Source organism: Desulfuromonas sp. TF, assembly GCF_000472285.1.
In the GTDB taxonomy this organism is placed as follows: Bacteria; Desulfobacterota; Desulfuromonadia; order Desulfuromonadales; family ATBO01; genus ATBO01.
Window position 1 is genome coordinate 134214 of sequence record NZ_KI421416.1, and the last position, 11597, is coordinate 145810.

Annotated in this window: 11 protein-coding genes; 10 read left to right on the plus strand and 1 reads right to left on the minus strand. The window is 61.4% G+C overall.

The features are described 5' to 3' along the window. Window positions 1-15 precede the first annotated feature (15 nt). The 10 genes from DTF_RS0107410 (at window position 16) to DTF_RS0107455 (ending at window position 9647) form a co-directional block, all read left to right on the plus strand. The gene (locus DTF_RS0107410; RefSeq protein ID WP_027714810.1) at window positions 16-651 is read left to right on the plus strand and encodes a membrane protein; all 636 of its coding nucleotides are present in this window, start codon (window positions 16-18) and stop codon (window positions 649-651) included. Next, complete coding sequence (locus DTF_RS0107415) at window positions 608-1903, plus strand: tetratricopeptide repeat protein (protein WP_155890747.1); 1296 nt, start codon at window positions 608-610, stop codon at window positions 1901-1903. The genes DTF_RS0107410 and DTF_RS0107415 overlap by 44 nt, the downstream gene beginning before the upstream one ends. 3 nt (window positions 1904-1906) lie before the next feature. Beyond that, window positions 1907-2365, plus strand: a complete 459-nt coding sequence (locus tag DTF_RS25335) for a hypothetical protein (RefSeq protein WP_051361101.1) — start codon at window positions 1907-1909, stop codon at window positions 2363-2365. Further along, window positions 2366-3313 carry a hypothetical protein gene (locus DTF_RS0107425; RefSeq protein ID WP_027714812.1) on the plus strand — a complete coding sequence of 316 codons (948 nt, stop codon included), beginning with the start codon at window positions 2366-2368 and terminating at the stop codon, window positions 3311-3313. A 56-nt stretch (window positions 3314-3369) separates the two neighbouring features. After that, a complete protein-coding gene (locus tag DTF_RS25340; RefSeq protein WP_027714813.1) occupies window positions 3370-3771 on the plus strand; it encodes a hypothetical protein in 402 nt (133 codons plus the stop codon). 358 nt (window positions 3772-4129) lie between these two features. After that, the gene (locus DTF_RS22465) at window positions 4130-5584 is read left to right on the plus strand and encodes an HD domain-containing phosphohydrolase (protein ID WP_051361106.1); all 1455 of its coding nucleotides are present in this window, start codon (window positions 4130-4132) and stop codon (window positions 5582-5584) included. After that, window positions 5581-6228 (plus strand): lipopolysaccharide assembly protein LapB, encoded by a 648-nt coding sequence (locus DTF_RS0107440; protein ID WP_027714814.1) that lies wholly within the window; start codon window positions 5581-5583, stop codon window positions 6226-6228. The genes DTF_RS22465 and DTF_RS0107440 overlap by 4 nt, the downstream gene beginning before the upstream one ends. A 165-nt stretch (window positions 6229-6393) precedes the next feature. Beyond that, window positions 6394-7863 carry a TrkA family potassium uptake protein gene (locus tag DTF_RS0107445; RefSeq protein ID WP_027714815.1) on the plus strand — a complete coding sequence of 490 codons (1470 nt, stop codon included), beginning with the start codon at window positions 6394-6396 and terminating at the stop codon, window positions 7861-7863. A gap of 1 nt (window position 7864) precedes the next feature. Then, window positions 7865-9052, plus strand: a complete 1188-nt coding sequence (locus DTF_RS0107450; protein WP_027714816.1) for a cation:proton antiporter — start codon at window positions 7865-7867, stop codon at window positions 9050-9052. A 130-nt stretch (window positions 9053-9182) separates the two neighbouring features. Continuing rightward, window positions 9183-9647: a hypothetical protein gene (locus tag DTF_RS0107455; RefSeq protein ID WP_027714817.1), complete on the plus strand. Its 465-nt coding sequence runs from the start codon at window positions 9183-9185 to the stop codon at window positions 9645-9647. Window positions 9648-9686: 39 nt separating this feature from the next. Here DTF_RS0107455 and DTF_RS22470 read toward each other — a convergent pair. Beyond that, window positions 9687-11597: amylo-alpha-1,6-glucosidase (locus DTF_RS22470; RefSeq protein ID WP_051361108.1), on the minus strand; the 1911-nt coding region annotated here is incomplete at its 5' end.

Below are 11597 nucleotides of genomic sequence, written 5' to 3' on the forward strand. Positions count from 1 at the left end.
GATAAGGGAACAACGATGAACAAGCTTGCAATCCTGCTTATTGCGGCGACGGTGCTGATTCAGACCGGGTGCACCTACACCACGCGGGTGAACAATGCCGCCGGCCGGCCGACGATTTACGAGGACACGACCTCCACAGGCGCCGTGGCCGGGATCGGTATGGAATCCCAGGACATCACCAGCATGACGGACCAGATGGTGCGGGATATGCTGTCCAACCCGATACTCGCCGGGCGCAACCCGGCCCCCCGGGTCATCGTCGATGCCGAGTACTTCCACAATGAAGGCTCTACCCGCATCAACAAGAACATGATCACCGACCGCATGCGCATCGACCTGAACCGGTCCGCGAACGGCAGGATGGTCTTCATCGGGCGGCATTTTTCAGACATGGTGGCCAAGGAGCGCGAACTGAAGCGTGAGGGAATGGTGACCGAAGGGACCATCGGAAGTGCCAAGGCGCAGGCAGGCGCCGACTTCCGCCTGGGCGGCCGCATCACGACCCAGGATGCGGTACGCGCCTCTTCGGGAATGGCCTCACGTTATCATTTGATCACCTTCGAAATGATCGATCTCGAGACGGGGATCATCGTCTGGAGCGGCATGTATGAATTCAAGAAGTCGGCACAGGACGATGTCGTTTACCGCTAGGGAGAAGGGAAAGGCACGCCTTTCCCTTCTCCTGCTTTTCATCCTGCTCTTCACGGCCGGCTGCGCAACGACCGGCGGCAGGACCGTCCCCGAAGTGCCGCCCGAGGTTCTCGAGCAGTATCTGAGTGACAAGCCCGCCCCCTTGCGCGGCATGTATGCCAAGGTGCTTACCGAGGGGAAGGGAAACCAGGTGCTCAACTACCTTCAGGCCGGCCTGGCGGCCATGGAGATCGGCGACTACGCGCTGGCCGAAAGTTCCTTCGATCAAGCGCTGCTGCACATCGAATCGGTCTATGCCAACAACGAGGAGGCCGCCAGAGCCCGCAGCCTATGGCACGAGGAAGGGGCCAAGGATTTCAAGGGGGAGCCCTACGAGCGAGCCATGGCCTATTACTACCGTGGCCTCCTGTATATCCGGCAAGGCGACTATGAAAACGCTCGAGCCTGCTTCAAGAGCGGCATCCTTCAGGATGCCTTCGCCGAAGAGGAGCAGAGCCAGTGCGATTTCGCCTTGCTTCTATTTCTGGAGGGCTGGACCTCCCAGCGCCTGGGAGACAGTCATCTGGCCGAGTCCGCCTACGCCGAGCTGGAAAAATTCCGTCCCGATTTCGTGCGGCCGGCACCCGACCACGATACCCTGGTCCTGATCGAGACCGGAACGGCCCCGCGCAAGATCGCGGACGGGGTCGGACACGCGGAGCTGAAATACCGCCGCGGTAAGCAGATCAGGGAAGAACGGGTGATTCTCAAACGGGGCGGAGAGACCTTCTCGGCGTATCCGATGGAGGACATTTTCTACCAGGCCCGCACTCGCGGCGGCCGCCCGATCGATAAAATTCTCGAGGGAAAGGCCGTTTTTCTCCAGAGAGGCCTCGATATCGGAACGGCATTGACCGACACGGCGACCGGCGTCATCCTCGGCTCCACCGTGCTGACCAGCCACTCCAACTCCATGGCTAACGTCGGGGCGGCGATCGGTGCCGCCGGAGGTGTGGTCACCATCATTGCCATCAACGCCAAGCCCCACGCAGACACCCGATACTGGAAGAATCTGCCGGACATCATCCATGTCGCCACCTTGAGCGGCACCGGGGGAGAGGAATTGGAGCCGGTCTTTACCACCATGGACGGAACTCAGGTCGATCTTCCTCTTATCGGCCTCACGCCGCAGTCCGATGTCGAAGGGAGCCGTCTCATCTGGGCTCGTTCCCGCTCCGGCATCATTAACGAGATTGCAATTACACGGAGGTAGATCATGCGCTACTGGCTGACCATCGGACTGCTGGCGGCAGTCCTTGCCGGATGCAATACAATCGTCCGGGAAGGAGCGGCTCCCGGGGTACGGGTGCAGGATGAAAAAGCTCCCCAAGCCGGAATCCGGCTCAACACCGTCCAGATCATCGACGACGGCCTGCAGAAGTGGCAGGGAAAGGAATCGGAGCGGTGGAGCAAGATCTCCGTTGAGTCCACCAACAGCCGTCGCACTCCCACGGGCACTCTCGAGGTTTGGGGAGTGCTGCGCAACCGAACCGATTACCCTTTGCAGATCGAGGGGCGCACCACCTTTTTTGATCAGTATGAGGTTCCTGCGGAGAAGCCGACCGCCTGGCGCCGGGTGATGCTTCCTCCCAACGGAGTGGCAGCCTACAAGGAGCTGTCCACTCGCATGGACGAAGTTGCCTTCTACTATATCGAAATTCGGGAGGGTCGCTAAATGAAGAACTCGATCACAGCGGCTTTGGCGGCTCTTCTTCTGTTCATCCTCGGCGGCTGCGTCAAGACGGTCTACCTGGAACAGGAGACCCCGGCCGGCGCCGTTCCCCGGGCCAGAGTCATGCCGCCTCCGGGAGTGGAACAAGGGCTGCAGGGAGCCTATCAGGCGAATACCGCAGCCACAGGGCAGGAGAAGGCCGAGAACGTGGCCGAGCGGTTCCGGAAGGCGTACGACAAGGCGCGCCAGCCGCGGATCGCCCTCTATCTCAACCGCGCTCTGAGCGACGAAGTGCGCGAATGGAAAACCAATGAGCGAATCGTTGTGGCCAGCCAGGTCAAGGCCCAGGGAGCCCTGGCCGGATCGACGACCGGGGAGCGGCCCAGCGGCGATCTGATCGTCATCGGCGCCGACGGCAATCCGCAAGCCGACACCCGGACCCTGGAGGGGAAATATGCTGCCGCCGGGGAGATCAGCGCTTCCCGACAGGTCCACGTCGAGGATGCGGCGCGATCGACCGGACCCGAAACATGGAGTTGGGCATTCGAGGACGGATTCTCCCAGCCTTTCCTTACCGCCGGGTCCAGGCTGGTCGACCGGGCCACGATTCTGCGGCTGACCGCAGCCGGTCAAGGGGGTGATGCTCAGACGGCGGTGAAGCAGGTCGAAATGGCGGCCCTTAAAGAGTATGCCGACCTGCTGGTCGAAATCCTGGTCGCCAACCGTTATCAGACGGGAGGTAATTATGAGTTCAAGGTATCTGTGAAAGACGTGCAGAGCGGCCGGATCGTTGCCAACGCCACGACTCTCTACCCGGACAACAGGATGCGGAGTCATCATTATGAGGAAACCTCCCACGGCTTCGAGTCTCAGGGGGAGGATCCCTATATCACGGGCCGCGACCTGGCTCTCGATCTGATGGAATCCCTGGCCGTAGCCTGGGAACGATGAACGCTCCACGGCAGTGAAGCGATATCGGGTCGCTTCCCATCCAAAGGAGGAAGTCTATGAAATACGCATGGGCGGCATTCAGTCTCGCTTTTCTGTTGGTGTTTTCAGGATGTACCACCTCCTACACTCCGAAGAAGGGAATTTTCGGCGGCGGCTACCGGGAAGAACAGATCGACCGCAATACTTTCACTGTCGAGTTCAAGGGAGGACCTTTAGTCTCCCGCGACCGGGTGCAAACTTACCTGCTCTACCGCTGTGCCGAGACGACCTTGCTGCACAAGTTCGACTATTTCGCCATTGAAGACGACCGGGTGGAGAAAACAGGTATCCGCCTGCTGACAGGAGTCGGCGCCCGAGTGAAGATCAAGGCTTATTTCGGGGAAAAGCCGCAGGTTGTTCCAGTTACCTACAATGCCCGGGAGGTGATCGACCTGCTGGCTTTCATGGTCAAGGAATAGCCCGCATAAGGTCAGATAAGAAGAAAATATTTAGCGAAAGCACTGGCTATATCAAAAAGGACAGGTCACTTCGGGTGCTCTGTCCTTTTTGTTGTCGCCCCTGATTCCGCTTTAAAGGACATTGGATCGGATCTCTCTCTTTTTCCGCGGTCTGATACCAAGTGCGGGCCGGGAAAATATGGTGTCGAAAAAATAGTTTAATCTCGCATAGTAAGCTGGAGTCAATGGAATGAACCGTTTTACCAGGTAGAAAAATTTTTGAAGATATGGCATGTTACAGCGGTCATCGGAAAAACCGCCCGAATGGATTGCAAAAACAAAAGGGGTGCGGGGCCGCTGTTCGCCCGCCTGGAAGAAAATGCAATGGCATAAATACCTTCGCAACGAGGGACATTATCCGTCATCGACAGAAGAAGAGGGGTCGCGAGGAGGGCTCCGGTCGACGCTGAACCGTTGGTTCGAAAAACTCCCCGGCGGGATTCGCTTCAAGCTCGCCTTCCTCACTCTGTCGCTCATTGCTCTGATCACCACCGGATCCTCCCTTGTCGCCATCCGTATCCTTGATGAAGCCCTGCTGCACTCGCTGGTGCAGCGGGGGAGTTCCCTGGCTGTCGGCGCCGCGACGCCGGCGGGCTACAGCATTCTTTCCGGCGACATCCTGGCTCTCGACAACCTGGCCGCCAAACTCACCGAGGCGCAGGAAGACGTGATCTACCTGGCCATTCTCGACCAGGAGCAGACGGTGCTGGCCCACAATCGCCTGGAGGCCGCGGGTGGTCGCTTCGAGAGCCTGTCCGGAAGAGAGGTAACGGAGACTCCCGACTTTTCGGTGCAGAAAGTCAAGAGGGACGGCCGGTCGACGTTCGAATTCCTGGCTCCGATCCGTTTCGCCGGCCGCCGGCTGGGGGAGGTGGTGGTCGGGATCGACTCCGCACCCTATCGAGCCGCCAAGGCTTCAGCCCGCAACCGGATGACATTGATCTCCCTGCTGGCCATGGGAGTCGGCCTGGGTGGAACCCTGCTGCTGGTCACCAGATTCACCCAGCCGATCAAAAGGCTGGCCACAGGGGTGGCGCGCATCCGCGGCGGCGATTACGACGTGCAGGTGGAGACCATTTCCCGGGACGAGCTCGGCGAGCTGACGACCAGCTTCAACGCCATGGCCCGAACCATCGGAGCACAGAAGGAAAGCCTGGAAGGCTCCGCCCGCGAGCTGGAGGAAGCCTACATCTCAACTGTCCACATCCTGGCGGCGGCCCTCGATGCGCGGGACAACTATACCCTGAACCACTCAGCCAGGGTGGCGGCGCTTTCGCTGCGCGTCGGCCGTCGGCTCGGTCTGGAGCAGAATGAGTTGAGGGATCTGGAGATAGCCTGTTTTCTCCACGACATCGGAAAGATCCGCGTTCCCGATATCGTTCTCAACAAGCCCGGCCCCCTCGATGCGGAAGAGGCCCGCCTCATCCGCCTTCACCCGGAGCACGGAGCGGAGATTATCGGTCTTGCCCAATCCCTTCACAAGTACGTGCCGGTGGTGCTCCACCATCACGAATGGCATGACGGCAGCGGCTACCCCAAGGGACTTCGAGGCGAGGAGATCCCGCTCTTTGCCCGGATCGTTGCCATCGCCGATGCCTACGACGCCATGACCTCGTCCCGCCCCTATCGGCCGGGACGCTCGCTGGAGGAGGCGATCGAGGAGATCAGGGCTTACCGGGGGAAACAGTTCGCACCCCGGGTTGCGGATCAGTTCATTGAAGCCTTGAAGGAAGAGACGGAGGAAGAATTGTCGTTTATGGGAGGCACCCTGTGAGAACGCATTGGTGCGGCGGTCTCCTTCTGCCGGCGATTATGCTTGGCCTGACCGCCTGCGGAACGGTCGATTTTCCCAGGCGCGCCGGCGCCCCGGCGGAGGTCCGTCACGTAGAGCCGCCCAAGCGTCCGGCGTCCTCAGAAAGTCCGGCCCCCTCCATCCCGGAGCGGACGGCGACTCTTCGGCCGACGATCCATCGGCAATTGGAGACGGAAAGTTACCGCTCCGCCCTGAACCTGCTGTGCAAGGAAATCAAGAGAGGGCTGCCGGAAGCGGCCATTGCCGAGGAATACGGTCAAACAATCAACGGCATCCTCGCCAAGGCGGAGCTGTATAGAAAACAAGGACTGCCGGATAAAGCCGGAGAGCTGTTCCGGTGCGCCCACGACCGATTTCCGAAAACGGAGGCAGTGGCAAGGAAGGTCATATTGACACCTTCCGAGATTCTCGCCGGCATCGAGGACTGCGCCGGACAGCTGATGGAACGCGGCCTGGCCTCCTATCGGGCCGGTGATCTCGACGAGGCAATCAGCACATGGAAAATGATCCAGGCCTTCAGCCCCCGGCATCAGGCATCACGGAAAGCCCTGGAGACGGCCGAGATCCAGCGGGTCAATCTGGAGAAGGCGAGCACTAAAAAATAGCAATACCCGGCGGGCAAGCGACGTCAGGGGAGCAGACAGGTCCGGTCGCCAGGTGGCGAACCGGGCCTTTTGTTTTCAAGGATGTCAGGTATATTGTTAGATCATTGGCGACGGGCGGACTTTTTTTGCCGCCCGAAGCTGTTCTCATGTATGGGGGGATGGCACATGCCTTCAGGCAAGTACGTCATCGTCGGGCTCGGCAACATCGGCCTGCCGCTGGTCAAGATGCTTTCCAAAGATTTCGAACTGGTCTGCATCGACAAAAATCCTGAAATTCTCGAAACGGTCCGGAAACTGCGCGGCGAATCGACCTTCACCATCGAGGGGGATGCCACCAGCCGCCTGGTGCTGGAGAAGGCGGGAGTGAACGAGGCCGATACGGTCGTTATTACCACCACTTCGCAGGATGTCAACATCGAGGTGGCGCGGGTTCTGTGCGACCACTTCACCGTGCCGCGAGTGATCGCCGTCGGCATTACCCAGAAGGGCATCGATGAACTGGAAAAGCTCGACGTCGAAGTGGAGAGGATCTTCGCCGTCAGCGCCACCGGCCTGCGCAACCGCCTCGAGCTCAAGACCAAGACGGTGCACGGCATCGGTCTGGGGAAGAACGAGATTCTTGAGGTCGAGGTCCACGCCCACTCCCGCCTGGCCTACAAGACCCTCGCCTCGATCAATCCCATCAATTGGCGGGTAGGAATCGTCTACCGCGATGAAAATCTCATCGTCCCCCGCGGCGAGACGGTCCTCAAGCCCAACGACCGGGTGGTGATCCTCGGCGATCCGCCGGTGCTCAAGACGGTAGCCGAGATGCTCTCCTTCCGCTTCGAACACTTCCCCCTCGAATACGGCGATACGATCATGGCCTATGTCGAGGGAGAGGAGCCGGACGCCTTTTTCGAGGAGATCGCTTATCTCTTCAGCGTTTTTCCGCTGGAGGAGCTCATCTTCCTGCATCTGGATCGCAAGGGGCTGGCCGCGCGCATCGCCGAGATGGTGGAGAAGTACGAGTTCAAGCAGGCGCTGACGGAGGTGACCTCGGAGGAGATGTTCCCCGCCTTGCTCGAAACGGTTCGCGAATATGGCCGGCGTCCCGGCATCATCGTCCTGTCGCGGTCCGCTCTGGCGAAAACCATTCCCTTTGCCGGCCGCCGCCGGCGTTACCTTTTTGAGCTGGCCAAAGCCGCCGCCTGTCCGATCCTCCTGGCGGCCGGCACCTTCCCTTACGAGCGGGTCGCCGTCCCCTGTCTGCAGCTGCAGGGACTGCAGCACGCCACGGAGACGGCACTGGAGATGTCGGTGGCGCTCAACTACGAAATCAGCGCCCTCTTCCCTCGGCTTTCGCGCTACATCGCCTCGGACGAACAGACGCAGGAGTTCGAACGGATGCGGGAGACGGTGGCGGACATGAGTCTCATCTATAAAACCAGCATCCGAACCGTCGAGCTCGAGGGGAACCCGATAAAAACGGTCCTCTCCGCCCTCCCCGGCTATAACTTGTCGGTGAATGACATCGGCCGCTGGGAGGAGAAGAAGTTCTGGCAGAGTCTGCTGCAGCCCGACGTTCCCTGGCACGTGGTTCGAAAATCGCCGGTTTCCACACTCCTCATCCCGCCGCTGGAGGCAGTCATATAGCATGCTCGATCAGCAGATCGCACTCTTCCTGATTCTCCTCGGCGTCGCGGTCATTCCTTTTTTGGCCCGGCGCATCCGGGTGCCTTCCGCCGCCCTGGAAATCGTCTATGGCATGCTGCTGTTCAATGTTCTGCTCCACCAGCGCCCCGACTGGTTCGAGCTGCTGAGGCAGATCGGCTTCATCTACCTCATGTTCATCGCCGGCATGGAACTCGACCTGCAGGCCATTCGCCGCAGCGGCAAGACCTTCTGGTATGTCCTGGTCAGCCTCCTCTCCCTGACCCTCACGCCTCTGCTCTTCGTCAGCCTGGGGCAGCCGCTCTTCCTCGGCGTCGCGGTGGCGATGATCTCCGCCGGCATCGTCATCCCGGTGCTCAAGGAACTGGGTCTCAGCCGCACCCCGCTGGGGCGGGACATCATCGGCGTCGCCCTCACCGGGGAGCTCCTCTCCATCCTGGTGCTCACCCTGTTAGACGCCTATCACAAGCACGGCCTCTCCTGGCACGCCGGTCTGGAGCTTGTCAAGCTGACGCTCCTCTTCGGTCTGGCCATGCTGGTCCTCAAGGTGCTTTATCTGCTGGCCTGGTGGAACCCGGAGCGGGTCGAGAAAGTGATGGAGAGCGAGGACCCGGTTGAGGAGGGGATCCGCGCCGTGGTCACCGTGGCCTTTGCCGGAGGCATTCTCGCCGCCCTTGCCGGGGCCGAGCCGATCCTCGGTTCCTTCCTCGCCGGCATGATCTTCAGCCATGTCTTCAAGAGCAAAGGGCGCTTCGAGGAGAAGGTCAATGCCCTCGGCTTCGGCTTCCTCATCCCCTTCTTCTTCATCGGCGTCGGCTCCCAGCTCGATCCCGTTCTGCTGACCACGCCGCAGACCGTAACCACCGCCCTGCTCCTGACTGCCGCCGTGTTGTTGAGCAATTTCTATCCGCTGCTGCTGGCCGCTCCCCTGCGGCTCTCCCTGCTGCAGGCCGCCGGCATGTCGGTGCTACTTTCGGCGCCGCTTTCGATGATCGTGGTCGCCGGAACCCTGGGGCAGAAGATGGGGATCATCGACAGCGACACCGCCGGAGCCCTCATCCTCACCGCCCTTCTCGCCAGCGTCCTCTATCCCTCTCTCTTCCGCCTCCTTTGCCGGCGGCTGGCGCCGGAGAAGCAGGAGAAATCCTTGCAGCGGGGGACGGCAGCGTAGCAAAATCCACCTGCTCCCTCGGAGCGCGGCCGCCCCCTTCTACAGCGATCGGGTGGAAGTTCTGCCCTCCGCTGCTAGACTGTCCGAAGGAAGCATGATTACTTCAGGTGGGAAAAAGGAGAGAACACCCATGCGTAAACGGATTCTGCATGCCGGAACGGCAAAACGCCCCGAGGACAAGGATTGGCTGGACCTGGAGCATTTGGCGGAGGTGGAAATCACTTCGGAAGACGCCGCGCATCCCATCGAAGCCGCATTGACCCCTGGTGGAAACGGCGGCTGGCGGGCCGGAGAAGCGGGGAAGCAGGCCATCCGCCTGCTGTTCGATCAGCCCCTGCGCCTGCGGAGGATTCAACTGTCCTTCCAGGAAGAGGAGCGGACCCGCCACCAGGAGTTCGTCCTTCGCTGGTCGGACGGCCGATCCTACCGGGAGATCGTGCGCCAGCAGTATCATTTCAGTCCGCCAGGGACGACCCGGGAGGAGGAGGATTTCCAGGTCGACCTCAGCGACGTCAGAGCCCTTGAACTGATCATCATCCCGGAGACCGGCGGAGGGGAGGCGCGGGCCAGCCTGCACCGGCTCCGCCTGGGATGATTCAGAAGGCTGATGACGCTGCCGGCGGCAATTTTCCTCTCACTCCCCCGTCTTCACCCAGCAGCGAAGCACCTCCGCCACGCTCCAGGCCTGCGCGATGCACCCCCGCGGGGTAAAGGGGGGATCGGCATCGAAGATCTCGCTGATCGAGCCGACGCCCGCCTCCTCGAAGTGGGAGACGAACCCCTCCAGGAACCGCCGTGCGCCTTTCCTGTCCTCCGGATGAACCTTGAGCCAGGCGTCGACGAAGGGACCGATTAGCCAGCCCCAGACCGTCCCCTGATGGTAGGCGGCGTCCCGGGCGTGGATATCCCCGAAATAACGGGGCTTGTAATCGGGCGCACCGGATTCAAGGGAGCGCAGTCCGACGGGGGTCAACAGATGCTCCTTGACCGCAGCCACCACCGGCTCCCAGTATTCTTCGTCGAGGACAGGATGCGTCAGGGAGATGGCCAGCACCTGGTTCGGCCGGCAGACCGGATCGTCGCCGTTTTCGCCGTCCACCAGATCGAACAGGAATTTCCGCCGCGGATTCCAGAAACGGCGGTTGAAGGACTGCCGCGTCTGCTCAGCCCTTTCAGCCAGCGGACGGGCGGCTTCCTCCCCCTGCTCCTCCCGAATCCATCCCTCCAGCAGACGCAGGGCATTGTACCAGAGCGCGTTGATCTCCACCGCTTTTCCCCGACGGGGAGTCACCACCCAGTCCCCCACCTTGGCATCCATCCAGGTGAGCTGATAGCCGGCCTCCCCCTGCCGCACCAGTCCGTCGGCCGGATCGACCCGGATTCCGAAGCGGGTGCCCCTCATGTGGTGCTCGACGATGCTCAGCAGCCCCGGAAGGATGTTTCGCAGGGTGAGCCGGTCGCCGGTGTGCTGAAAGTAGCGGTCGAGTGCCTGGAAAAACCAGAGCGTGGCATCGGCGGTATGGTAGAGTCCCTCGCTCTTTCCCTCCGGAAACATGTTGGGGATGAGCCCGTCCCGAATGTAGTGGGCGAAGGTGCGCAGGATGCAGCCGGCCTCCCGGTAGCGGCCGGTGGTGAGAGTAAGCCCCTCAAGGCTGATCATGGTATCCCGGCCCCAGTCGGTAAACCAGTGATATCCTGCGATGATCGTCCCCACTTCGTCGCCTCCTGCCGCGGCCCGGGCCGCCTCCTCGGGGCGCGTTGTAGGAGTGATCAAAAACTGATCCGCGGCAAGGACAAGCTCCCGGGCGAAATCTTCGCGCACTTGGCGACCGGCGGAAAGAAGCAGGCGATGACGGCGCTCCTCCTCCAGCCGCAGGGCCTCCTCCGGGCTGATCGAGAGCATGATGGACCAGGGCTCGGTGGAGGCGACCAGGGCGGCGGAGCCGCCGGAATGCAGTTCGGTGAAGAAATACCCCGGACTCCAGAGACTGCCCAGGGATTCATACCCCCGTTCGGCCTCCACCCGATAGAAGATCTCGCGCCGGAAATCCTCTTCAACAGTCAGGGTCGGTTTTTCCGCCTGAAGTTTAAGCCGCAGCGGGGGCAGGCCGGGCCGGCCGGAGACCTCGTAGCGGTCGCCGATGACCGTCAGAACATAGGGATGGTCAAGGGGGAAATCGACGGATTCCTCATGGGGACGAAAATGAAGGGCGGGTCGAAGTTCCAGCTGGACGGCGGAATCCCCCTCCAGCAGCCGGTAAAGGATCATGACCGTGTTCTGCTTGTGCGGAAGGAGAATGCGCTTCTCCAGAACGAATCCCGCCTTGGTGAACCGCCAGACCGGGAGACCGTCCTCGAGACGGAATTCCTCCAGACAGCCTTGGCCTGGGAAGGAGGCCTGGCGGGGGTCGGTCTCCTCACAGGTTAGAGGAATCCCGGCGCCGCCGGGCAGCCGCAGCGTTTCCTTCACCTGCCCCAGCATGACCACCCGGCCGGAGGGGGCCGGAAGAGCGGCCACCAGAAGACCGTGGTAACGGCGGGGGGG

Coding starts and splice junctions, on each gene's coding strand:
- DTF_RS0107410 (WP_027714810.1), top strand. CDS start 16: ATGAACAAGCTTGCAATCCTGCTTATTGCGGCGACGGTGCTGATTCAG.
- DTF_RS0107415 (WP_155890747.1), top strand. CDS start 608: ATGAATTCAAGAAGTCGGCACAGGACGATGTCGTTTACCGCTAGGGAG.
- DTF_RS25335 (WP_051361101.1), top strand. CDS start 1,907: ATGCGCTACTGGCTGACCATCGGACTGCTGGCGGCAGTCCTTGCCGGA.
- DTF_RS0107425 (WP_027714812.1), top strand. CDS start 2,366: ATGAAGAACTCGATCACAGCGGCTTTGGCGGCTCTTCTTCTGTTCATC.
- DTF_RS25340 (WP_027714813.1), top strand. CDS start 3,370: ATGAAATACGCATGGGCGGCATTCAGTCTCGCTTTTCTGTTGGTGTTT.
- DTF_RS22465 (WP_051361106.1), top strand. CDS start 4,130: ATGCAATGGCATAAATACCTTCGCAACGAGGGACATTATCCGTCATCG.
- DTF_RS0107445 (WP_027714815.1), top strand. CDS start 6,394: ATGCCTTCAGGCAAGTACGTCATCGTCGGGCTCGGCAACATCGGCCTG.
- DTF_RS0107450 (WP_027714816.1), top strand. CDS start 7,865: ATGCTCGATCAGCAGATCGCACTCTTCCTGATTCTCCTCGGCGTCGCG.
- DTF_RS0107455 (WP_027714817.1), top strand. CDS start 9,183: ATGCGTAAACGGATTCTGCATGCCGGAACGGCAAAACGCCCCGAGGAC.